General features: G+C 68.2%; 19 protein-coding genes and 1 pseudogene (1 of these 20 only partly in view). 9 read left to right on the forward strand and 11 right to left on the reverse strand.

All coding sequences use genetic code 11. The annotated features are described in order from the left end of the window. Positions 1 to 29: 29 nt before the first annotated feature. Together ligD and E6J58_22555 are read left to right on the forward strand one after the other, a co-directional pair. Entirely contained in the window at positions 30 to 2,447 is a 2,418-nt protein-coding gene (ligD, locus tag E6J58_22550) for a DNA ligase D (GenBank protein TMB32703.1), read from the forward strand. Then, positions 2,444 to 3,097 carry an alpha/beta hydrolase gene (locus E6J58_22555; GenBank protein ID TMB32704.1) on the forward strand — a complete coding sequence of 218 codons (654 nt, stop codon included), beginning with the start codon at positions 2,444 to 2,446 and terminating at the stop codon, positions 3,095 to 3,097. The genes ligD and E6J58_22555 overlap by 4 nt, the downstream gene beginning before the upstream one ends. Here E6J58_22555 and E6J58_22560 read toward each other — a convergent pair. The 6 genes from E6J58_22560 to E6J58_22585 are packed head-to-tail and all read right to left on the reverse strand — an operon-like array spanning position 3,040 to position 7,895. Continuing rightward, the gene (locus E6J58_22560; protein ID TMB32705.1) at positions 3,040 to 3,711 is read right to left on the reverse strand and encodes an HAD family hydrolase; all 672 of its coding nucleotides are present in this window, start codon (positions 3,709 to 3,711) and stop codon (positions 3,040 to 3,042) included. The two genes, E6J58_22555 and E6J58_22560, sit on opposite strands and share 58 nt — an antisense overlap. 8 nt (positions 3,712 to 3,719) lie before the next feature. Then, complete coding sequence (locus tag E6J58_22565; GenBank protein TMB32706.1) at positions 3,720 to 4,670, reverse strand: methyltransferase domain-containing protein; 951 nt, start codon at positions 4,668 to 4,670, stop codon at positions 3,720 to 3,722. Further along, the gene (locus E6J58_22570; GenBank protein TMB32707.1) at positions 4,657 to 4,869 is read right to left on the reverse strand and encodes a hypothetical protein; all 213 of its coding nucleotides are present in this window, start codon (positions 4,867 to 4,869) and stop codon (positions 4,657 to 4,659) included. The genes E6J58_22565 and E6J58_22570 overlap by 14 nt, the downstream gene beginning before the upstream one ends. Next, on the reverse strand, positions 4,866 to 6,629 hold the full coding sequence (locus tag E6J58_22575; protein ID TMB32708.1) for a carbamoyl transferase: 1,764 nt from the start codon (positions 6,627 to 6,629) through the stop codon (positions 4,866 to 4,868). Before E6J58_22575 ends, E6J58_22570 begins: the two co-directional genes overlap by 4 nt. Continuing rightward, the gene (locus tag E6J58_22580) at positions 6,629 to 7,366 is read right to left on the reverse strand and encodes a ferritin-like domain-containing protein (protein TMB32709.1); all 738 of its coding nucleotides are present in this window, start codon (positions 7,364 to 7,366) and stop codon (positions 6,629 to 6,631) included. The genes E6J58_22575 and E6J58_22580 overlap by 1 nt, the downstream gene beginning before the upstream one ends. A 25-nt stretch (positions 7,367 to 7,391) precedes the next feature. Continuing rightward, on the reverse strand, positions 7,392 to 7,895 hold the full coding sequence (locus E6J58_22585) for a hypothetical protein (GenBank protein TMB32710.1): 504 nt from the start codon (positions 7,893 to 7,895) through the stop codon (positions 7,392 to 7,394). Positions 7,896 to 8,082: 187 nt separating this feature from the next. Between E6J58_22585 and E6J58_22590 the strand changes: the two genes are divergently transcribed. Continuing rightward, complete coding sequence (locus E6J58_22590) at positions 8,083 to 8,307, forward strand: hypothetical protein (protein TMB32711.1); 225 nt, start codon at positions 8,083 to 8,085, stop codon at positions 8,305 to 8,307. A 7-nt stretch (positions 8,308 to 8,314) separates the two neighbouring features. Here the strand turns inward: E6J58_22590 and E6J58_22595 are convergent, their stop codons facing one another. Further along, complete coding sequence (locus tag E6J58_22595; protein ID TMB32712.1) at positions 8,315 to 9,346, reverse strand: hypothetical protein; 1,032 nt, start codon at positions 9,344 to 9,346, stop codon at positions 8,315 to 8,317. A gap of 458 nt (positions 9,347 to 9,804) precedes the next feature. Here E6J58_22595 and E6J58_22600 point away from each other — a divergent pair, with 458 nt between their 5' ends. Next, positions 9,805 to 10,614: a ferritin-like domain-containing protein gene (locus tag E6J58_22600; protein ID TMB32713.1), complete on the forward strand. Its 810-nt coding sequence runs from the start codon at positions 9,805 to 9,807 to the stop codon at positions 10,612 to 10,614. An 18-nt stretch (positions 10,615 to 10,632) separates the two neighbouring features. Here the strand turns inward: E6J58_22600 and E6J58_22605 are convergent, their stop codons facing one another. Then, entirely contained in the window at positions 10,633 to 12,915 is a 2,283-nt protein-coding gene (locus tag E6J58_22605) for an NADP-dependent malic enzyme (protein TMB32714.1), read from the reverse strand. 81 nt (positions 12,916 to 12,996) lie between these two features. Here E6J58_22605 and E6J58_22610 point away from each other — a divergent pair, with 81 nt between their 5' ends. After that, positions 12,997 to 13,650, forward strand: a complete 654-nt coding sequence (locus tag E6J58_22610) for an inorganic pyrophosphatase (GenBank protein ID TMB32732.1) — start codon at positions 12,997 to 12,999, stop codon at positions 13,648 to 13,650. Here E6J58_22610 and E6J58_22615 read toward each other — a convergent pair. After that, positions 13,647 to 14,753, reverse strand: a complete 1,107-nt coding sequence (locus E6J58_22615) for a threonine synthase (GenBank protein TMB32715.1) — start codon at positions 14,751 to 14,753, stop codon at positions 13,647 to 13,649. The two genes, E6J58_22610 and E6J58_22615, sit on opposite strands and share 4 nt — an antisense overlap. On the opposite strand from E6J58_22615, the gene E6J58_22620 reads away from it, so the two are divergent. Both E6J58_22620 and E6J58_22625 read left to right on the forward strand, forming a co-directional pair. Then, positions 14,739 to 15,443 (forward strand): leucyl/phenylalanyl-tRNA--protein transferase, encoded by a 705-nt coding sequence (locus E6J58_22620; protein TMB32716.1) that lies wholly within the window; start codon positions 14,739 to 14,741, stop codon positions 15,441 to 15,443. The genes E6J58_22615 and E6J58_22620 overlap by 15 nt on opposite strands. Before the next feature lie 40 nt (positions 15,444 to 15,483). Further along, positions 15,484 to 16,917 (forward strand): Hsp70 family protein, encoded by a 1,434-nt coding sequence (locus tag E6J58_22625; protein ID TMB32717.1) that lies wholly within the window; start codon positions 15,484 to 15,486, stop codon positions 16,915 to 16,917. A gap of 150 nt (positions 16,918 to 17,067) precedes the next feature. Here the strand turns inward: E6J58_22625 and E6J58_22630 are convergent, their stop codons facing one another. Then, the gene (locus tag E6J58_22630) at positions 17,068 to 17,829 is read right to left on the reverse strand and encodes a polysaccharide deacetylase family protein (protein ID TMB32718.1); all 762 of its coding nucleotides are present in this window, start codon (positions 17,827 to 17,829) and stop codon (positions 17,068 to 17,070) included. Between E6J58_22630 and E6J58_22635 the strand changes: the two genes are divergently transcribed. After that, on the forward strand, positions 17,745 to 19,601 hold the full coding sequence (locus E6J58_22635) for a radical SAM protein (GenBank protein TMB32719.1): 1,857 nt from the start codon (positions 17,745 to 17,747) through the stop codon (positions 19,599 to 19,601). The two genes, E6J58_22630 and E6J58_22635, sit on opposite strands and share 85 nt — an antisense overlap. A gap of 32 nt (positions 19,602 to 19,633) precedes the next feature. On the opposite strand, the gene E6J58_22640 is transcribed toward E6J58_22635, so the two are convergent. Then, entirely contained in the window at positions 19,634 to 20,287 is a 654-nt protein-coding gene (locus E6J58_22640) for a hypothetical protein (protein ID TMB32720.1), read from the reverse strand. A 138-nt stretch (positions 20,288 to 20,425) separates the two neighbouring features. Here E6J58_22640 and E6J58_22645 point away from each other — a divergent pair. After that, positions 20,426 to 22,037 (forward strand): annotated as a pseudogene (locus E6J58_22645) (propionyl-CoA synthetase); it runs 201 nt beyond the window's last position.

Raw genomic sequence — 22,037 nt, forward strand, 5'->3', positions numbered from 1 at the left:
GATGATAACCTCGCCGCACGAATGTCCAAATTGCTGGACGAATACCGGCGCAAGCGGTCGGCCGATCGCACCCCGGAGCCGATGGGCGCGGGAGCAGCGCGGCCCGGCGTTTTTGTCGTGCAAAAACACAGCGCTTCGCGCATGCATTACGACCTGCGACTCGAGTGGGACGGCGTGCTCAAGTCCTGGGCGGTGCCGCGCGGTCCGCATCCGGATCCGGCCGAGAAAAGGCTGGCAATGCAGACCGAGGATCACCCGGTCGAGTACGCGGACTTCGAGGGGGTCATTCCGGACGGGGAATACGGCGCTGGTCCCATGATCGTCTGGGACCGCGGGCTGTGGCGTCCGGTCGGAGACCCGCCCGAGGGAGTCAGGGCCGGCAAGCTGCTCTTCGAGCTGAAGGGCTTCAAGCTGAAGGGGATGTGGACGTTGGTTCGGATCAAGGGCGAGACGGGAAAGGAGTGGTTGCTGATCAAGGAGACCGGCGACGGGCACGTGCGCCGCGGCGTCGCCGAGCCCTACGAAGACTCTTCCATCCTTTCCGGTCTCGCGGTCGAGGAGCTGCGCGAGCGCGGCAAGCGGGCGGCGGGGATGCGCGCGCACTGCGAGGCGCTGAAGGCCCCGCGGCGCCCGGTGGTTGGGGAGGACGTGCAGCCGATGCTGGCCGAGCCGCGCAGCGACCCGTTCGACGACCGCGACACGACGGCGCGCGTCCGCGGATCTTCTATCGCCGCGGAGCGGACGCCACGGCGGTCTTTCCGGATCTCGCGCGCGCGTTGCTGGCGCTCCCCGCCGAGCGGTTCATTGCGGACGGAGAGATCGCGGTGCTCGACGATACCGGCCGTCCCGTCTTCCAGCGGCTGCAGAAGCGCGCGCTGCTCACCGCGCCGCGCGACGTGGAGCGCGCGGCAGCGGAGCTGCCTGCGACGCTGTTCCTCTTCGACCTTCTGGCGTTCGAGGACTTCGATCTGCGGACGCTGCCGCTGATCGAGCGGAAGAAGCTGCTGCTGCAACTCGTCCCGGCCGCGGGTCCCATTCGCGCCGTCGATTACGTCGAGGGTCAGGGCCGCGCTCTCTATGCGAGCGTGCGCGAGCTCGGTCTCGAAGGAATCGTGGCGAAGCGGGCGCAATCCGCCTACCGGAGCGGCCGATTCCGCGACTGGCAGAAGATCCGCATCGACCGCGTGGGAGATTTCGCGGTGGTGGGGTTCACGCGCGCGGAGGGATCGAGGACGGGCTTCGGCTCCGTCCACGTCGCCGTGCAGAACACGGAGGGTCTCGTCTACGTGGGGAAGGTCGGCGGCGGCTTCAGCGAGAAGGAGCTCACGTCCGCGCGCGCCGAGCTCGAAGCGCTGCGGCTGGACAAGCCGCCCTGCATGGGACCGCTTCCGGGCGGCCGCGGGCACACCTGGGTGCAGCCGAAGCTGGTGGTCGAGGTGCGCTACAAGGAGATCACCGAGGACGGGCTCTTGCGACAGCCGACGTTCCTCAGGTTCCGCAGCGACAAGGCGCCCGCCGAATGCATCGAGCCGGGGGCGCCGCCCGTGACGCTGTTGCCGCGCGAAGTCCCGTTCAGCAACCTGGACAAGGTCTTCTGGCCCGAGGACGGTTACACCAAGGGTGACCTGATCGATTACTACCGCGCGGTCTCTCCGTGGCTGCTCCCGTACCTTCGCGACCGCCCCGTGGTACTGACGCGATATCCCGACGGGATCGCCGGCAAGAGCTTCTTCCAGAAGGATGCTCCCGATTACGTTCCCGCGTGGGTGCGGACCGCGAGAGTCTGGAGCGAGGAGGGTGGCCGGGACATCGACTTCTTCGTCTGCGAGGACGTCGACACCCTCCTGTACGTCATCAATCTCGGCACCATCCCGCTGCATCTCTGGGCATCGCGGATGGCGAAGCCACAGCATCCGGACTGGAGCATCATCGACCTCGACCCGAAGACCGCGCCGTTCGAGGACGTGGTGACGCTGGCCAACGCCGTGCACGAGTTGTGCGAGGAGATCGGACTGCCCAGCTTCTGCAAGACCAGCGGGCAGAAGGGGCTCCACGTCCTGTTGCCGGTGGGAGGCCAGCTCACGCACGCGCAGTCGACGACGCTGGCGGAGCTGATCGCGCGAGCTGTCGAGTCCCGGTTTCCGAGGATCGCCACCATCGAGCGGCACATCCCTTCGCGCAAAGGGCGCGTCTATCTCGACTACCTGCAGAACGGGCACGGCAAGACCATCGCGGGCCCGTTCAGCGCGCGGCCCGTGCAAGGCGCGACGGTCTCGATGCCGCTCAAGTGGAGCGAAGTGAACGGCAAGCTCGACCCGCGCAAGTTCACGCTGAAGACCGCGCCGGCCCGGATGAAGAAGCTGCGCCAGGATCCGCTGCAGCCGGTGCTCGAGCTCAGTCCCGACCTGCAGGCGGCCCTCGCACGGCTCGCAGGCAAGCTGAGATGATCCTCCGGCGCCCCGACGGCGCTTTCTGCCTGTACGTGCTCGCACATGGCGCTGGTGCCGGAATGCGCCATCCCTTTCTCGAAAAGCTGTCCGTAGCGCTGGCATCATTCCACATCGCGACGCTGCGGTACGAGTTTCCTTACATGGAAGAAGGGCGGCGGCGCATCGATCCGCCTGCGGTCCTGCACGAACGCGTCCGCGAGGTGGTGGCTGCCGCGGCGAAGGAAGGACTTCCGCTCTTCGCCGGAGGCAAGTCGATGGGCGGCCGGATGACCTCGCAGGCCCAGGCGCTCGCGCCGCTCCCAAACGTGCTCGGGCTCGCGTTCGTCGGCTTTCCGCTCCATCCGGCCGGCAAGCGCGGCGTCGAGCGGGCCGCGCATCTGCGCGAAGTCGCGGTTCCCATGCTTTTTTTGCAGGGCACGCGCGACGAGCTGGCGCATCTCGATCTGCTGCGGCCCACCGTGGAGCGCCTGCCCCGGACGACGCTCCACATCGTCGATGACGCAGACCATTCGTTCCATGTGCGCAAGAAGAGCGGGCGCGGCGATCCCGAGGTCCTGACCGAGCTGGCGCAGACGTTCGCGCGCTGGGCTCAGCGGACGATCGGCGACTCGTCGAGCCGCGCGAGCAGGTCGGCTGGATCGCGATAGATCGCGATGCAGCCCGCCTTCCGCAATTCCGCCTCCGGAAACCCGCCACAGAGCACTCCAAGGGTGCGCACGCCGAGGCGGCCGGCGGCAATGGCGTCCCAGGGCGAGTCGCCGACGACGAGCACGCGATCCTTGCGCACATCGCCGCCGAGTCCCTTGAGCGCCACGGCGAAGATGTCGGGATTCGGCTTGCTGCGCTCGGCGTCGTCGCTGCTCGTCTCCGCGTCGATCAAGTCGTCGATGCCGGCAATCTGCTTGTACCGCGCGAGTTCGTCTCCCTTGGCCGACGAGGCCAGCGCGATCCGGAGCTTGCGCCGGAGCAGCTCCTGGAAGAGCTCCCGTACGCGCGGGAATGCGCGCACCTGGCCGAGGTACTTCCGCTTGTAGAGATCGGAGCGCCACCGATCGATCTCCTCGCCGCGCTTTTCGAATTCCTCCGGCGGGAGCAGCGTCTTCAGCAGCTCGTCGGCGCCCTTGCCGATCTGCGCGCGAATCTTCGCTAAGGAAATGCGCCTGCCGAAGTGCTCGAACGCCTCCTCCCATGCACGGGCGTGCAGGTCGACCGAGTCCACGAGGGTGCCGTCGATGTCGAAGAGCAGCGCTTCTGCGGTCATGCATCAAATTACGGCTTCGCTCCGACCGCCGCGAAGAGGCCGCCTTCGTGCCCGAGGCTCCGCATCCACCGCACTTGCGCCACCATCCGCTCGAGCGCCCAGTCGTCCTCCTGCGCGAAGAGCTCGTTCGCCTCGTCGTCCAGCAGCGTGCTTGGATAGGCGCGCAACCAGGTGATCCCCACATCGCGAAACCAGCCGCGCACTTCGCCGAGGGTGTGCCGGTGCTCTTCGACGTGCCTGTACTGATCGCGGATCCACGCCTCGCGCCGATCGGGCTCGCGGAAGCGGTCGCGCAGGACGCGATCGCCGGGAATCCAGCGATAGTTGCTCAGGCGCGCTACCACGCGGCGAGCGCGAAGCGGCAGGCGCGCGAGCGCGTTGTAGAGCCCGACCACGATTACGCCGCCGGGGCGTACCAGTCCCGAAAGGGCGGCAAACGAAGCGCGCGGATCGGGCGTGTGGTGGAGAACTCCGTTGCACACCACCACGTCGAAACCTTCCTTGCGAAGGCCCGGCGCGTGAACGTCCGTCTCGACGAACCGGACGCCGCCGACACCGAATCGGTTCGCCGCGCCTTGCGCGAGCTCCAGCGCCGCGCGCGTCAGATCGGCGCCGATCACCAGGCGGCCAGCACCAGCCAGGAACAGGCTGAGCTGGCCGGTGCCGCACCCCATTTCCAGCACCGAGGCATCGTCCGGAATGGCGGCGTCGAGGCTGCGCGCAAATGCGCTCCGCGAAGCGCGCGCTCGCAGGCCGGCGTAGCTGTCGCGGGGCCCGTATCCGGGAAAGGGCGCCGTCGCATAGAAGCTGCGAACCTGCTCGGTTCGCGCGTCGCCGTCGAGCCGTAGAGCGGGAATGCCGCCTGGCGCGTCGTATTGGGCACCACACGCATCGCAGTGCAGCGCGCGGAGCGGGCCGCGGCAGCGCGGACAGGCGAGAAGATGCTCAAAAGATTGCATAGAGGAACGGCGCCAGGGCCTCGACGGTGGCGCTGACGATCAGGATGAGACCCGTCGCGCAGAGGAAGACGAGCAGCGGGGTTAGCCACTTGCGTCCCGATTCGCTTCGCCAGAGGCCACGCGCTCCGTCCGCGATGGTGGGCACCGCGTTCGCGAGCATGAGCCAGGTGCGAGCGAGCCTGCCGCGACGGCGGATCATGCGACCTCCGGAAGCGTCTGGGCCGAGCGGCGCTTCGTCACCAGGGCGTCCCCCGCGACCAGCAGATCGATGTCGCTGCGTCGGAACGTGGAATATCCTTCGACGGCGCGGTTCACGATGGGCTCACCCGAGAGGTTGAAGCTGGTGTTCAGCAGCACCGGAATGCCGGTCCGCGCGCCGTAGGCATGAAGCAGTGCGTGAAAGCGTGGCGCCATCGACGGATCGACGGTCTGGACGCGCGCGGTCCCGTCGACGTGCGTGACGGCGGCCAGCCGCTCACGCCATTCCGTCCGCACCGGGAACACGCCGGACATGAAGCGCGCAAGCCGCGCTCCTCCCCGCGGAAGCTCGAAGTAGCGGTCCGCAAGCTCGATCGGGACCGCCGGCGCGAAAGGACGGAATTCCTCCCGGTACTTGATGCTGCGGTTGAGGTGCTCGCGCATGGAAGCGTCGTGGGGCGCCGCGAGGATGCTGCGGTTGCCCAGAGCGCGCGGACCCAGCTCGCAGGCGCCCTGCATCCAACCCACGATGCGCCCCTGCGCGAGCTCCTCCGCGATGCGCGGCAGCAGCTCTGGTTCCGTCAAGCGATGCGCCTCGAAGCCGTCTTCGGCAGCGATGTGCGCCAGCTCGCTCGCGTCGACCACCGGTCCCCAGTAAGGATGATCGGGAAACGCGCCGTGCCGCCTGCCGAAGTGGATCCGGTCCGCGTAGAGGGCCGCGCCGATGGCGCACCCGGCGTCGCCGGGAGCGGGTGGAACGTACAGGTTGCTGAATCCCGACTCGCGGAGGATTCGCGCATTGGCCACGCCGTTCAGCGCGACGCCGCCGCCGAGGCAGAGATCGGGGAGGCCGGTCTCACGCTGCAGCTGCCGCGCGAGGTCGACGAGAATCTCTTCCACGACGAGCTGGACGCTGGCTGCGACATCGGCGCAGCGCTGGCCTTCCGGTGTCGAAAGGTCGATCGGATCGCGGGGATCCCTCGGCGGCCCCAGAGCGTCGACGAGCTTGCGTGACCAGCCTCGTCGCGCACTCTCGTGATAGTCGAAATACGAGAGATCGAGCGCGATCCCGCCGTCTGGAGTGCGCCGCACGATCCGCCAGAGCAAATCCTCGAACGCGGGGCGTCCGTAGGCGGCGAGGCCCATCACCTTGTACTCACCCTCGTTCACGGGAAAGCCGAGATACGCAGTGAACGTCGAATAGAGCATGCCCAGCGAGTGCGGGAAGCGCAGCTCGCGCGAGATCCCGATTCGAGCCTGCCCGTCGTCGTCGATGTCGCCGCGGCCGAGGGTCAACGTTGCCCACTCGCCCACGCCGTCGGCAGTGAGGATCGCGGCGCGCTGCACAGGAGCCGTGAGAAAGGCGGTCGCGGCGTGGGACTGGTGATGCTCGCAGAACAGGATCCGGTCCGAGCGGACGCCGAGCCGCGAGGCGATGATCCCCTTGACCCAGAGCTTGCCGCCCAGCGCGTTCTGCATGGCGCGCGGAAAGCTGCGCCACGTGCGCGGGAAGCCGCGCAGGGCGATGGTCAGGATGCGATCGAACTTCAGCATCGGTTTTTCGTAGAAGACCACTGCGTCGAGCTGCTCCGGTTCGAGGTGCCCCTGCTCGAGGCACCACTCGATCGCGGAGAGCGGGAACGCGGCGTCATTCTTGCGGCGCGAGAGCCGCTCCTCCTGGACGGCGCAGATCGGCATCCCGTCGATCAGCAATGCCGCCGCGGAATCGTGGTAGTGCGCCGAGATGCCCAGGATGCGCATCAGTACTGGCTCTTCATCGGCATCGGCCGGCGCGCAGAGGCGAAGCCAACCGGCTCCGACCGCGCGGCGCGTTTCGCCAGCAGCGCGAACGGCGGCAGCAGAAGAAAGTATTGCACCAACAGCAGCAGGCGTCCGAGTACCCCGGCAACGGCGGACGCGAGGCGCAGATACGCGCTCCAGATCCTGGCCGCGCGCGCCTGCCACAGCCGAAGGCCTTGCTTCTTGGGGGAGAGCCGCGCGAGCTGCTTGCGGGTATACGTCATGTGAAACGCCTCGTCTTCGAGGATGCGCGCAAAGAGAGCACGGGTCTGCGGGTCCGCGTCGAGCACTTCCGCGTACGCGGCGAAGCGGCCGGCGGCCGCCTGTTCGGAAAGGTGCAGGAATGCGAGGAGCGTTTCGTCCGCTTCGTCCTCGACGCGCAGGTCATCGAGGCCGCGTTCGCCGGGCGCCAGCCAGTTCGCCTCGAAGCCGCGATCCGCAGTCGCTGCCGCCAACAGCTCGCGCCCGCGGCGAGCGAAGAGATCGGCGTGCCGCTGCTCGTCTCCGGCATGGCGAAAGAAGAGCCGGCGCAACACCGGATCCCGCGTCAGCTCCGCGGCGCGCGCCAGATCGCGCCCGCCGTCCGCCTCGGTCTCGGCGAATCGGAGCAGCTTGCGCGCGCGCCGTCCGGCATCGGCCCAGATCCAGCGATGCAGCGGCTTCAGCAGCCTGTCGACCGGCGAAGGGACGGGATGCACGCCGCGGACGCTAGCATGGTCGCGTCTACGCGCCGAGAGCGGAGCGGAGCGCCTGTCGATACATGTCAGTCGGCACGGCGCCCATGATCGGCGGGAGTTCAGGAATCACCACCGCGGGAATGCCCGAGACGCCTGCGTCCTCGCCTTCCTCGTGCTCGGTGGTCGCACGCTCCCGAAGCGCATTGCTGGCGATGGCCTCGTCGACCTCCGCCTCCGGCACTCCCGCATCGCGCGCGCATTCGCGCAAGACTGCCGGATCGGAAACGTCGCGCAGCTCGCGGAACATCGCGCCGAAGATCGCGTCTTCCAGCGCATCGAGCCGCTCGGGGAAGATGTCAGACACGCGCATGGCCAGCAGCTGCGCGTTCCAGCTCGAGGACGGGTACTTCATCCCGGGTTGCGGAATGGCGAACCCGAGCTGGGGAAGCATCTGCGCAGCGCGGACCCGGTGCGAGATGACGTAGTCATCGTAGAAGGGGCGCTGGCCGTCGCGCGCGACGAGCAGGTACGCGCGCCGGAGGAAGCGCACGCGATCCGCGAATTCCTTCTGGACCTCCCGCCGGCGCCCGGCCGCGACGTAGCACCAGGGTCAGAGGAAGTCGTCCCAATACCGTACAGGCAACATGATCGCCGGAAGCTGTGCATTGCAATCCGCTGCCGCACCGGAGGTGCGCCCTGCGGCTTCGCTTTGGCTTGTACATGCTAAGTACGAGCCGGTGAAAGCCCCGCGCGCCGCTTCGGCGCTCGCCGTGCTGGCCGTCTGCTCGGCGCCGGCGGGAATCATCCAGCAGCTCACGCCAGTGGGCGCTCTCGGGCTGGGATGGCTGGTGTACGGCGATCGAATTCCGCCGTTGTCCGCGGCCGGCGCCGTGCTGGCGCTTACAGGCGTGAGCTGGGGCGCCTGGCACATCTCGCGCGACGTGCTTCCCGAAGACGCTTGAGCCGCAATCAGCGGTGCGCCAGCGTGGTGCGCAGTCGCGCCTCGAGCGCATTGGCGATGCGGATGCTGCCTCGCGGGCCGGGATGGCCATCGGCGAGCAGCTCTTCCTGCGGCACTTCGACGACGACGAAGTCCAGGGCGGGCACCTCGAACAGCTCGTGCAGCATCCACTGCGGCGTGCGCCCCGTCACCAGGAAGATGCAGGGCGCGCCGCGCGCCTTGGCCAAGGCGGCCATGTCGCGGAGGCTGGCTGCGACGGCGCGCATGCCCTCGTCGACGGCCGCGTCCGACCAGTAAAGATGCTTCCACAGCCGGTACAGGGCGGAGCGCTGGAGCAGGCTTGGGGCTTCCGGGGGGACGAAGCTGCGCCCCACGAGACCGGGCATGAAAATGCCGACGACGGCTACAGGATGCTCGAGATTCGGCAGCGCATCCTTCAGTCGCACCCAGGACTGAACGGCGCGATACGCCGGACTGGCGAGGTTCACGACCTGGAGCTGCAGCCGCGTTCCGACCAGGGCAGGAAACGTCTCTTCCCACTGCAGGCCGAATCCCGCCATGGTCGACTCGCCGGTGAAGATCAGCGACGGCGAGGTGGCGTCGATCGCAGCGCCCGAAATCCGCCGCCTTTCCGCATCCGTGCGGAAGCGGATCTCGCGGCCCGAGAGCGGCTGGACGCGATCCATGGAGGCCGTGAGCGTGCGCCCGTAGCGCGGATGCGAGGTGGTGAGCGCGTCCATCGCCGTGACCAGCTCGGGGCGTATCAGCCTGTGGACCCGCCATCCAATGACGACTTCCGCGGCAGGCAGCGTCAGGAGCACCGCGAGCAGCAGGCGCCGGCCCGAAGCCCCGCGCGGAAGGAAACGGACGAGGACGAGCAGAAGCATCGCGATTGCGACGGCGGCTGTCCGAGACCAGACAACGATGCCGCGGCTCGCCGGGATGAAAAACTGCTGCGGCAGGAACACGTGCTTGTCGAACCACGCCCCGTCACCGCGCCAGGCAAATACGAAGAGAGCCACGGCGGCCAGAACGATCATGCCCTGTGCAAGTCTGCGAAGCATCCTCAGCCCGCGGCGGAGCATATGCCGCAACGTCAAGGACCGCACCGTCGTGACCAGGCACGGAGCGGATGAGTCGGGGTGCTGTGGACCGACGGTACTTGCGCGGCTATCGGCCCGGCTTTGACCCGTCTTGTTCAATCGCCGCCATCTTGGATCCCAATGGGGACTGGAAATGCGGAGTCGCGTTCCTAACTTCGTCGACCACGAGGACCCGATGGATGCAAAGTCTCGCAGGCGACGTTCCAAGGCTCGGCCGCTCCTGACAGCCGGTGCGGGGATCGCGGTGGCGGTGATCACCGGATGCGGCGGATCGGACGAGCCCATCGTGGTCGGAAACTTGAAACCGGTGCCGACTTGCGACGCCGGCGTCTGCCTGCCGGACGGGGGGCGGCCCGACGGAGCGTTCTGTGCCTGTCCCGTCGATGGCGGCGCCGATGGCGGATCTTGAGCTGTTCGAGTTGTCGCTGCTCGGTGGCGCTGCGGAGCGCCGCTACCGCCGACTCCGGCCGGAGGTCGAAGATCTGCCTTGGGGGACGCTGGATCCCGCGGCCTTTCCCGACGAGCTGGTGCTCGCAGCCCGGAAGTCCTGGACGGAGGCTGCGTTCCAGGAACACCGGACCGGTGCAGCCTGCGCCGTCGCGCTTCGCGCATTGATGGAGGCGCGCGCGCCCCTGGACCTGGTCGCGTTGGCGGCGCGGTTCCCGCTCGACGAGATTACCCATGTCGAGCTCTGCTCCAGGCTCGCAACCGAGCTGGGGGGCGGCGCGCCCTTGCTGCACGATCCGGAGCAGCTCGTCCCGAAGCCGCGGCCAGGGACGCGCCCGCTGTTTCGGGCCGCCGATCTGGTCGTGCGGATCTTCTGCGTGGGCGAGGCAATTTCGATTCCGCTTCTTCACGGTACCTTCCGTGTCGCGGCCCACCCGCTCGTGCGCGGCGTGCTGGGGCAGATCGTCAAGGACGAGGCGGCGCACGGCGAATTCGGATTCATGTTCCTAGATTGGGCAGCCGATCGGCTCACGCGGTCGGATCGGTGCCTCCTCGGCGAGATCGCGACGGAGACCATCGACGCCCTGGTCAGCGGCTGGAAACGCGCGCAGCGCCGTCCGGACCTGGACTCCCAGTCAGCCGCGGTCCATGCCCTCGGATGGATGGACACGGACGCGTATTTCTCGTTGGCGCAGACGTCGTTGCAGAAATGCGTCGTGGACCGGTTGCGCGAACGCGGCATCCTGGCGCGAGCGTGACCATCCGCGAAGTGCGGCTCAATAGGTGAGCTCGCCCTGCGCGCGCACCGCGGTCATCGCCGCCAGGTTCACCACGTCCTGCACGGACGCGCCCTGCTGCAGGACGTTGACCGGCTTCGCCATGCCCATCAGCACCGGCCCGATCACTTCCGCGCCACCGAGCCGCCAGAGCAGCTTGTAGCCGATGTTCCCGCTGTTCAGGTCGGGGAAGATGAGCACATTCGCGTCACCGCTCAGGCGCGCGAAGGGAAACTCCGTCTCGCGCACCGAGCGCACCACTGCCGGATCCACCTGCATCTCTCCCTCGACCTCCAGATCAGGCCGCCGCGCGCGGACCAGCTCCACCGCGCGGCGAACCTTCGCCGGCGAGCCACCTCGGTCGGTGCCAAAGTTCGAGTATGAGAGCATGGCGACGCGGGGGGTGAGCTCGAAGGCCCGTGCCAGCTCCGCGGTGGAGATGGCGATGTCCGCCAGCTCCTCGGACGTCGGGTCCGCGTTCACGGTGCAGTCCGCGAACAGCTTCAGCGACTCCTTGAACGCGACGATGTAGGTGCCGGAGGCGCGCCGTCCCTGCTGCGTGCGCACGATCTCCAGCGAAGGGCGGATCGCCTCCGGATACGTCCGCGTCATTCCCGTGACCAGCCCGTCCACCGCGCCTTCGCGCAGCATCATCGCGGCATAGGTGTTCCGCTGCCGGATCCTGTACAGCGCTTCCGCCCAGGAGATTCCGGATCGCTGCCGCAGCTCGTAGAACGCGCGGGCGTACGGCTCCAGGCGGTCGCTGCGAAGCGGATCGACGATCTCGACGTCCTCGATCGCCGCCAGGTGCGCCTCGTTCGCCAGCTCCTGGATGTGCTCGCGGTTTCCTAGCAGCACCGGGGTGCAGATGTGCTCCTCGACGAGCTCCTGCACGGCCCGGAGGATCCGCGGGTGATTGCCTTCCGGAAACGCGATCCGCGTCATGCGCCGGCGCGCGCGGGAGACGACCACGCTCATCACTTCGTACGTCCGCCCCTGCCTCCGCCGCAGCGCCTCTGCGTACCGGTCGCGCTCCAGGGCGACGCGCGCGACGCCCGATTCGATCGCGGCCTCGGCGACCGCTGGGGCCACCGCGGTCAGCACCCGGGGATCGAACGGCTTGGGAATGATGTAGTCGCGACCGTAGCTGAAGATCTGGCCGCCGTACGCCGCGCTGACGCTTTCGGGCACGTCCTGCCGGGCGAGATCCGCGAGAGCGCGCGAGGCGGCGAGCTTCATCTCGTCGTTGATCGCCTTGGCGCGCACGTCGAGAGCGCCGCGGAAGATCCCGGGAAAGCCGAGCACGTTGTTCACCTGGTTCGGGTAGTCGCTGCGCCCCGTCGCCATGATGATGTCGCTGCGGACCGATTGGGCTTCTTCGGGGAGGATCTCCGGGACCGGATTCGCGAGCGCGAAGAGGATGGGGTTCGGCGCCAACGTCGCGACCATCTCCTTCGAGATCACGCCCTTCGCGGACAGGCCGACGACCACGTCGGCCCCCTTGAGCACCTCCGCAAGGGAGCGCGGCTGCGTTCCCTGCGCGAAGACGCCCTTCCATTCGTCCATGTCCTCCGGTCGCCCGCGATAGACGAGGCCGAACTTGTCGCACATGAAGATGTGCTCGCGGGGAACGCCTAGCTTGACGTACTGCTCGGCGCAGGCGACGGCCGCCGCGCCCGCTCCGACGAAGACCACCTTCACGTCCTGCATCCGCTTTTTCGCCAGATCCAGGGCGTTGATCAGGGCCGCTCCGGTAATGATGGCGGTCCCGTGCTGATCGTCGTGGAACACCGGGATCTGCATTTCGCTGCGCAGCCGGCGCTCGATGATGAAGCACTCGGGACTCTTCACGTCCTCGAGGTTGACGCCGCCGAACGTCGGCTCCAGCGCCTTGACCACCTTGCAGAACGTCTCGATGTCCTTCGCGTCCACCTCGATGTCGAACACGTCGATGTCGGCGAACTTCTTGAACAGGACGCCCTTGCCCTCCATCACCGGCTTGGAGGCGTAGGCGCCGATGTCGCCGAGTCCGAGCACGGCGGTGCCGTTGGAGATCACGGCGACGAGGTTTCCCCGGATCGTGTACTTGTACGAGAGGTCGGGGTCCTGCGCGATCTCCAGGCAGGGTTCCGCGACTCCGGGGCTGTAGGCGAGCGACAGATCGCGCGAGGTGGCAACCGGCTTGGTAGGGACGATCTCGATCTTTCCCTTGCGGCCGCTGGAATGGTAGTCGAGCGCGTCCTGCCGTGACGGGCGTCCTTTGGTCTCGAACGTGCTGGCCATGACGGCGCCTGTTTACCACGCATCCTCCTCGTGATACGCGCCGGCCCCGTGGCAGACGAGTTGGAGAAGTTGGTCCGGACGATGTTCCAGGCGCACCCGTGGCACGGCGTGGCCGCTGGAGATCCCGCCGGGGTGATCGAGGCCTACGTCGAGATCGTGCCCACCGACACCGTCAAGTACGAGCTCGACAAGCAGAGCGGCCATCTGCGCGTCGACCGGCCGCAGCGCTACTCGAGCCAGCCGCCGACGCTGTACGGATTCGTCCCGCAGACCTATTGCGGGGTGCGGGTGGGAAAGCGTTGCTCCGAGCGGACCGGAGTAGCCAACGTCCGCGGCGACGGCGATCCGATGGACGTCTGCGTCCTCACCGAGAAGACCATGGCGCATGCCAACTTCTTCCTCCGCGCGCGCCCGATCGGCGGCCTGCGCGTGATGGACGGCGACGAGGCCGACGACAAGGTGGTGGCGGTGCTGGAAGGCGACCTGGCATACGGCGACCTGCGGGACATCGCGGATGCGCCAAAAGGCTTGATCGAGCGGCTCCGCCATTACTTCCTCACGTACAAGCAGATGCCCGGCGAGCGGGCGCGCACCGTCCGCATCGCCGAGGTCTACGACCGCGTCGAGGCGGTGGAAGTCCTGCGCCGGAGCATCGACGATTACCGCGAATCCTTCGGCGACCCGCAGGCGCGCGCGACGCTGCTGGCGCGGCTCATCGGCGAACGGGAGTCTTAACGGTATTTGAGGCCGGTTCCGGTGTTGAAGACCACGACGCGGTCGCGTGGCTTCAGCCAGCCGCTCGCAGACAAGTCCTTCACCGCCGCCCACGCCGCGCCTCCTTCGGGGCAGACGTCGATTCCACTGCGCCGCGATAGCTCCTGCGCAGCCGGACCGATCCTGTTCTCGGCGACGGCCAGGGCCGTTCCCCGCGTCTCGCGCAAAGCCCGCAGGCAGATGAACCCGCCAATCGGATTCGGTACGCGCAGTCCATACGCTTCGGTGCGCGGCGATAGCCAGGGCTCCGTCTGTTCCGTACCCGACAGGAAGCCGCGGACGACCGGCGCGCACCCTTCCGCCTGTACGCTGACGAGGCGGGGCCGCTCCGGCCCGATCCAGCCGATGGCCTGCATCTCGTCGAACGCCTTCCACATTCCGATCAGGCCCGTGCCGCCGCCGGTCGGATAGACGATCGCATCCGGGAGCGTTCCCTGCATCTGCTCGAACAGCTCGTACGCCATCGTCTTCTTGCCTTCGACGCGGTAGGGCTCCTTCAGCGTCGACACGTCGAAGGCTTCGCGCGGACCATGCCCGGCGAGCCACTTGCCGGCGTCCGAGATGGTGCCGCGCACGAGGTGCGTATCGGCGCCATAATGGCGGCACTCCTCGACGAACGCGCGCGGCGTGTCCTCCGGCATCGCCACCGTGACAGGCAATCCAGCCGCGGCGCCGTAGGCAGCGAGGGCTCCCGCGGCGTTTCCCGCCGACGGGGCCGCGAGGGCGCGTGCTCCGAGGGCCTTCGCCATCGACACGGCAACCGCCATCCCTCGCGCCTTGAACGAGCCGGTGGGATTGCGCGACTCGTCTTTCACCCAGAGCTGGTCGTCGACGCGCAAAAGCGGAGTGAATCCCTCGCCGAGCGTGACCGCGCCCGCCGGATCGAGGGGCAGGACCGGCCCGTATCGCCACAATGTGGGAGGGCCAGCCGGTTCGAAGCGCTGGAGCGCATAGTCGACGCGCAACGGCATTCCGCAGCGCCCGCACACCGTGCGCAGCGCCCCCGGCTCGTGAAACGTTCCGCACGCGAAGCACGAGAGCCCTTTCAGATGCGGATTCAGCATTGGCGCCGTAATACAACAACAGCAGTGATCCCGTATCCGCCGATCGAGCCGCCGCATATCGCGGTGCGCTTTCCCGAGCCGCGGCGTGGCGAGGACGTCGTGGCGGTGAGCCGATCGCTCTCGCCGGCGTTGGTACTGGAGGCCTACCGGGGAGGCATCTTTCCCTGGCCCGTCCGTCAGGGCCTCGTGCCTTGGGCATCGCCCGATCCGCGCGCGATCTTTCCGCTCGCCTCGGCGGGGCCATGGCCGCGCACGGTGCGTCGCGCCTTCCGGTCGGATCTCCGCGTCTCGTTTGACGAAGCGTTCGACGACGTCATGCGTGCATGCGCGGATCGGCCGAGGGAAGGAACCTGGATCACGCCCGACATCCTCCACACGTATTCGGAGCTCCACCGCCTCGGCTGGGCGCACAGCGTCGAGGTCTGGCACGAATCGACGCTCGCCGGAGGGCTGTACGGCATCGCCATGGGCGCGCTCTTCGCCGGCGAATCCATGTTCCATCGTGTGAGCGGCGCATCCAAGGTGGCGTTTGCCTCCTGCGTGGATCGGCTGCGCGAGCGCGGCTTCCTCCTCTTCGACGTCCAGGTGCTGACCGCGCACCTGTCGCTTCTGGGCTGCAGGGAGATCTCTCGCGACGACTATCGTGCCCGCGTCCGGGAAGCCCTCGGGCGGTCAGCGCGCTTCGTCTGAAAGCCAGACAGGTCGGCAGTTTACACGGTACACTGCGTGCATGCGGTTCGGCATCGACTTCGGGACCACCCACACGGTCGTGGCCGTCATCGACCGTGGGAACTATCCGATCGTCTCGTTCGAGCATACCGACGCCATTCCCTCGATCGTCGGACTCGATCCCCAGGGCGAGCTGCGCTTCGGCCATGCCGAGCGCGGCTGGACGGTGCTCCGCTCCTTCAAGCGGCTCCTCAACGATGCTCACGTGGATACCGAGGTGCGGATCGGCGACCGGTCGATCCTGCTTGCCCAGCTCCTCACCCGCTTCTTCGCGCACGTCCGCGAGCAGCTCTTGCATCATTCAAACGCGGGCCTTCGCCGCAAGGACCGGATTGAGGCGGCCGTCAGCGTCCCGGCCAACGCCTCGACGGCGCAGCGCCTGATCACCATGGACGCGTACCGCCGCGCCGGCTTCGACGTGAAGGCGGTGCTCAACGAGCCGAGCGCGGCAGGATTCGAGTATGCCCATCGCTTCCGCGAGACGGTGACCGCCAAGCGCGAGTATGTGCTGGTCTACGATCTCGGGGGCGGAACGTTCGACGCGTCGCTCATCCACATGGAAGGACGCACCAACGAGGTCGTCACCTCGAGCGGCATCTCGCGTCTGGGGGGCGATGACTTCGACGAGGCCATCGCGCACCTCGTCCTTTCAAAGCGCAGAGGCCGCTCGCTGACTCCGCACCTGCTCGACGAGGTCCGCGAGCAGAAGGAGTCGCTCAATCCGAACACGCGGAAGTTCGTCGTCGACGAAACCGTGGTCCCCGTCGACGAGGTCTACGACGCCTGCGCCCCGCTGATCGAGCAGACGCTCTCGGCGATGGAACCCGCCATGCGCGATCCCCGCAGGGGAGAGGACGAGGTGGCCTGGACCGAGCTGGCCGGTATCTACGTGGTCGGCGGCGCCTCTTCGTTTCCGCCGGTGTACCGGCGGCTGCGCGAGAAGTTCGGCGCGCACCGCGTGCGGCGTTCGCCGCACCCCTTCGGGTCCTGCGCCATCGGTCTCGCCATCCACCTCGACGAAGGGGCGGGATACAAGCTGACCGAGAGGCTGACGCGCCACTTCGGCGTCTTCCGTGAGGACGAGCACGGCGGCCGCATCTCCTTCGACGTCCTGGTGCCGAAGGACACTCCGTTGCCGGCAGAGGTGTCCCGCCGGTATCGCGCGGCGCACAACGTCGGCCATTACCGGTTCGTCGAGTGCGGCCGCATCGACGAAGGACGCCCCGAGGGCAACCTCGCGGCCTGGGACGAGCTCCTGTTCCCGTTCGACCCTTCGCTGCGCGACCGCGATCTGGCGGCCGTCCCCGTGCAGCGCCTCGGTCACGGGCCGGAAGTAGAGGAAACCTACCGGTGCGGCGCCGACGGCACGGTCACCGCGAGCCTCCGCGTGCTCGACGACGGATTCGAAAAGACTGCGCGCCTGTCGCGGAGGTGAGGGATGCCGTATCGACGCGATCGTCGACAACCGGGAGCCCTCGCGGCCATTCCGTTTCCACATCGATTTCGTCGATCCCGACCATGCATCGCGCGACAGCGATGGCTCCATCCGGATGCCGCGGATCGAGCTCGACGAGTGCCTTCGGCGCTACGGGTGACCCACCGCGAAGGTTTCCCAGCCTCGCCGCCGCGCTTCCTCCAGCAGCAGCTTCACGCCGACGACCGTCGCGGGCCGTTCGTAGCCGAAGCTCGATCCGGTGCCGGAGTCGTGCAGGTCGAGAACCGCATCCATGCCGGCGCCGGCGCACTGCTCGACGTGCGCCGCCATCCGCTGGGCGAGCAACGGTCCGTCGGCTGGGCCCAGCGTCCAGTCGTCGAAGTCGCTCGTCCAGTGCTGGTGCGTCATCCCCATCGAGGCGATCACCGAGAGCCGGGGGTCCATCTGGTCGCCGGCGCTTCCCAGCGGAAAGCCGCCCGCGACGCGCTGAATTCCGTAGGGCAGCCGGAACGGAATGGGGCCGGAGCGCAGCAGGCGCAGCACGGCCTCGCCGCGGCGGACGTCCGCCGCGAACTCGCGCCATCGATCCGGCCGCAGATGCGAATAGGTGTGGTTTCCCAGCACCTGTCCTTCGCTCCGGGCGCGCTGCGCGATCGCCCGTGCTCGCCCCGGATCGCCACACCACGGCGCTTCCTCGACGTTGCGGCCGAGCAGGAAGAACGTGGCTGGGACGCCGAAGGCGAGGAGCACGTCGAGCAACGCTTCGGTGGACGGCCCGGGACCGTCGTCGAACGTCAGCGCGAACACGGCTCCACTATACTGCCGCCGTGCCGAAGCTCCGCCTCGTCCAGCTCCCGGTGCCTCCGCCGGCTGCGCTGGCAGCCACCGGCAACGTTCCTCTCGCCGCGGGATGCCTCGGCGTCGCCGCCCGTGTCCACGGGCTGGACAGGCGTCTCGAGATCGAGGTCCTCGAGCCGGCGGCGACCGACGTGCTCGGAGATACGCTCCTTGCCGACCGGATCGCGCGCGAAGAGCCGGAGTTCGTCGGGTTCTCGCTCTACCTGTGGAACAGCGAGCGCAGCCTGCATCTCGCCCGCGAGGTGAAACGACGGTCGCCGCGGACGAAGATTCTCATCGGTGGTCCGGAGGTCGGTCCCGACAACGCCTTCATCCTCCAGCAGCCCGGCGCGGACATCGCGGTCACCGGCGAGGCGGAGGATACCTTCGCGCGCGTCATGTCGGCGTTGCTGGACGGCAACAACCCTGCCGGACTTCCCGGCGTCGCCGTCCGGGGACCGCTGGGATTCACCGCGTTCGCGCCGCAAGCGGCGGCGAGCTTCCCGCTGGCCGACTACCCGTCGCCCTACCTCGCGCATCTGGTGCCGGTGGAACCGCATCGCTCGACGTACGTAGAGACCGTGCGGGGTTGCCGGTCGCATTGCACGTTCTGCTTCTATCCCCGCTCCTCGAGCGTGCTCCGCGTGCTGGATGTCGACGCGAGCGCCGCGCTGATCGGCGCGCTGCGCGACCGCGGGGCCCGCGAGGTGGTCTTCCTCGATCCGACCTTCAACCACCGTCCCGGCTTCGAGCCCCTCCTCGACGCGCTGGCTCGCGAGAACCCGTCGCGCGCGCTGACGTTCTTTGCCGAAGTCCGGGCGGAGGGGCTCACGGCGCAGCAGGCGAGAAAGCTCAAGCAGGCGGGATTCGATCGGCTGGAGATCGGGCTGCAGTCCGTCAACCGCGAAACGCTCAAGCGCGTGCGCCGCGGCGGATCGCCTTCGAGCGTCGCCGAGGCAGCGAGGATGCTGCACGCCGAGGGAATCGAGCTGCTCGTCGATCTGATCGTCGGGCTTCCCGGCGACACGCCCGAGGACGTGCTGCGCGGAATCGACTTTCTCGAGGAGCATGGCCTCGCCAGCGAGGCGCAGGTGTTTCCGCTGTCGCTGCTTCCCGGCACCGCGATGCGCGCCAGCGCCGTCGACGACGGGGTCGTCTTCGACTCCGCGCCGCCCTACCGCGTCCACCGGACGGCAACGTTCAGCGAGGACGAGCTGGTCGAGACGGTTCTCGCAGCCGAAGAGCGCCTGGGGCGCCGCCTGGACGAATGGCCCCGGCCGCATCTGGTGGATCCGGGCATCGACGGATTCGCGGCCCAGGCGGAGGGCGCGCAGCACGTGGCCCTCTGGTTCGACGCAAGCGATCTGTTCGCGCGCCGCAGCGACATCCTCCGCGCCATCGATGCGCGGCTGCGGCTCGATCCCTACGCGACGCTGGACATCGTCCTCCGGCCCCTGGCGCCGTTCCCGCTCGATCTCGTCGACGCGATCCGCCGGCGCCTGGACGACGCGCCCGCGAGCTACGCATCGCGGGCGCTGGAGCATCGCGGAGAAAACCTGCAGCGCCGCATCGTGGTCGTCGTGCGCGAGCCACATTACCCGCAGGACTGGATCGATGCCCTTCACCGGCGCGCGCAGGTCTTCCGCGACCAACCCGTGCACGAGGCGCTGCGCGAGGCGGAGAGGCTCGGATCCGATCTGCCTGGCGCGCGAGTGACCGGACCGGTGTCCGACGCTGCGCTCGCGGAGCTCGCGCGGCGCGCGGACGGGGACTTCGTCGCCTTTGCCGATCCGTCGCTCGAGCTTGCATGGACGCAGCGCGTGCTCGGATTCGGCGACGCGCGCTAGCCGCTGTGCGGCTACGGTTTGTGCTGTGCAGGCTATTCGGACTGAAGCACGGTCGACAGCCTCTCGCGGTCAACCGGCGAGATGGTGACGAACTTCACGCCGACGTCGTACCGGGCGGGCGATCCTTCGGGGAGCGCTTCGACCCAGACGACCTCGACGGTGCACATGACCTCGGACTGGTCCGGCAGGAAGAGCTCCAGCTCGAGGCGGTCGCCGGACATGGGCGGGTCGTCTGCATAGACGCGCAGGCCGCCGAGGCTGACGTCGACGGCCTTGCGCCTGCTGAACAGCGGCTGCCCGACCGGCCGACAGAACACAGGTGCATTGACCCGGTGGAACTTGCGGCGATCGTCCATCGCCGCAGCGTACCGGGCGGTCCGGCGACCGTCGACTTTCGTGCTCAGGATCCGCTGCCGTTTTCGGGCTCGTCCCAGTCTGGAATCTTCTGGTCGTCGTCGGCGGGCGGAACCGTCGCCTTCGGTGGGTCTGCGGGCTTCGCCGCCGGCTGCATCTCGGCCCGCTGCGCGGCAGTCAGCTGCGCATGGGCCGCCTGCTCCGGCTCGGACCGGAGCACCAGAGTGCCCGCGATCAGGGCGGCGAGGCTCAAGCTGACGAACAGCGTCTTTCCCAGGGTCGTCATGGTCTGTCTCCTTCGTTGCGAGGGTTCGTTTCACCTCCCGTGCCATCGCGTTTCCCTCGGGGAGCCTCCGTCCGACGGACACGATTCGTAGATTCGTAGCCTCGAGCGGCAGGGCATCCAGGCAGACGCCCGGCCTTGATTTCGCAGGTGCGGCTCGCCCACAGTGTGCTCCCACGGAGGCACCATGGGCCGTTATCAGGAGGTCTTCCGCCGGTCCTTGCAGGAACCGGAGGCATTCTGGGGCGAGGCCGCGCGCGCTCTCCGCTGGCGCAAGCCGTGGGAACGCGTGCTGGATCGCAAGGACCCGAAACGCCCGAACTGGTTCCAGGGCGGGGAGCTGAACACGTGCGAGAACGCGCTCGACGTCCACGTCGAGTCGGGCCGCGCCGATCAGCTCGCGCTCGTCTGGGACAGCGCAGTCGCAAACCAGACGCTGAAGTACACGTACCGTGAGCTGCTCCAGGAGACCGCGCGCTTCGCCGGAGCGTTGCGCCGCCTCGGCGTAGGGAAGGGCGATCGCGTCGTCATCTACATGCCGATGGTCCCCCAGGCGGTGATCGCGATGCTCGCCTGCGCGCGACTCGGCGCAGTCCACTCCGTGGTCTTCGGCGGATTCGCCGCGCACGAGCTCGCCGCGCGAATCGAGCACGCGCGTCCGAAGGCGATCGTGTGCGGCTCGTGCGGTCTCGAGCCGGGCCGGACGGTGCCTTACAAGCCGATGGTCGACAAGGCGATTTCCATCTCGAAGCACAAGCCGGAGAAGGTGATCGTTCTGCAGAGACCTCAGCTCGAGGTGGAGCTGCAGAAGGGACGCGACGTCGAGTGGAACGACGCCGTCGCGGGCGTGGAACCGGCGGCCTGCGTGTCGGTCTCCGCGACCGACCCGCTGTACGTGCTCTACACCAGCGGCACCACCGGTCGCCCGAAGGGAATCGTGCGCGACAACGGCGGACACGCCGTCGCCCTCAAGTACAGCATGGGCGCCATCTACAACGCGCGTCCTGGCGAGCCGTACTGGGCCGCGAGCGACATCGGCTGGGTGGTAGGCCACTCGTACATCGTCTATGCGCCGCTCCTGAACGGGAACACGACCATCCTCTACGAAGGCAAGCCAGTAGGGACCCCGGATGCCGGCGCGTTCTGGCGGGTGGTCTCCCAACACGGCGTGCAGACGTTGTTCACGGCGCCCACCGCGTTCCGCGCCATCCGCCGCGAGGATCCCGAAGGCAAGTTCATCCAGAAGCATCATCCGACGCAATCGCTGCGGGCGCTCTACCTCGCCGGCGAGCGCTGCGATCCGGAGACGCTGCAGTGGGCGCAGCAGAAGCTGCGGATCCCCGTGGTCGACCACTGGTGGCAGACCGAGACCGGCTGGCCCATCGCAGCGACCGGGCTACGACGTCCGCGTGCTCGACGAGACGGGAAACGACGTCGCGCGCGGCCAGAACGGCGCCATCGCCATCAGGCTTCCGCTTCCGCCGGGATGCCTGCCCACGCTCTACGACGACGACGCGACGTTCGAGAGCGCCTATCTCGCGAGGTATCCGGGCTACTACCTGACCGGCGACGGCGGATTCTACGACCAGGACGGGTACCTCTCGATCATGGGCCGCATCGACGACGTCATCAACGTCGCCGGCCACCGGCTCTCCACCGGAGCCATGGAGGAGATCCTCGCCTCGCACAAGGACGTGGCCGAGTGCGCCGTGGTGGGTGTGAACGATCAGCTCAAGGGTGAGGTGCCGGTCGGATTCGTCGTCCTCAAGTCCGGTGTGCAGCGCGTTGAAAAGGAGTTG

Source organism: Deltaproteobacteria bacterium (assembly GCA_005879535.1).
Taxonomy (GTDB): Bacteria; Myxococcota; Myxococcia; order Myxococcales; family 40CM-4-68-19; genus 40CM-4-68-19.

What these genes read in the sequence shown, in the direction of transcription:
- E6J58_22615 (TMB32715.1), bottom strand. Translation starts at nt 14,753, where the DNA reads ATGCTGAATCCGCATCTGAAAGGGCTCTCGTGCTTCGCGTGCGGAACG.
- E6J58_22610 (TMB32732.1), top strand. Translation starts at nt 12,997, where the DNA reads ATGTTCCAGGCGCACCCGTGGCACGGCGTGGCCGCTGGAGATCCCGCC.
- E6J58_22570 (TMB32707.1), bottom strand. Translation starts at nt 4,869, where the DNA reads ATGATCCGCCGTCGCGGCAGGCTCGCTCGCACCTGGCTCATGCTCGCG.
- E6J58_22565 (TMB32706.1), bottom strand. Translation starts at nt 4,670, where the DNA reads ATGCAATCTTTTGAGCATCTTCTCGCCTGTCCGCGCTGCCGCGGCCCG.
- E6J58_22605 (TMB32714.1), bottom strand. Translation starts at nt 12,915, where the DNA reads ATGGCCAGCACGTTCGAGACCAAAGGACGCCCGTCACGGCAGGACGCG.
- E6J58_22560 (TMB32705.1), bottom strand. Translation starts at nt 3,711, where the DNA reads ATGACCGCAGAAGCGCTGCTCTTCGACATCGACGGCACCCTCGTGGAC.
- E6J58_22575 (TMB32708.1), bottom strand. Translation starts at nt 6,629, where the DNA reads ATGCGCATCCTGGGCATCTCGGCGCACTACCACGATTCCGCGGCGGCA.
- E6J58_22620 (TMB32716.1), top strand. Translation starts at nt 14,739, where the DNA reads ATGCGGATTCAGCATTGGCGCCGTAATACAACAACAGCAGTGATCCCG.
- E6J58_22555 (TMB32704.1), top strand. Translation starts at nt 2,444, where the DNA reads ATGATCCTCCGGCGCCCCGACGGCGCTTTCTGCCTGTACGTGCTCGCA.
- E6J58_22595 (TMB32712.1), bottom strand. Translation starts at nt 9,346, where the DNA reads ATGATCGTTCTGGCCGCCGTGGCTCTCTTCGTATTTGCCTGGCGCGGT.
- E6J58_22640 (TMB32720.1), bottom strand. Translation starts at nt 20,287, where the DNA reads ATGGCACGGGAGGTGAAACGAACCCTCGCAACGAAGGAGACAGACCAT.
- E6J58_22625 (TMB32717.1), top strand. Translation starts at nt 15,484, where the DNA reads ATGCGGTTCGGCATCGACTTCGGGACCACCCACACGGTCGTGGCCGTC.
- E6J58_22600 (TMB32713.1), top strand. Translation starts at nt 9,805, where the DNA reads ATGGCGGATCTTGAGCTGTTCGAGTTGTCGCTGCTCGGTGGCGCTGCG.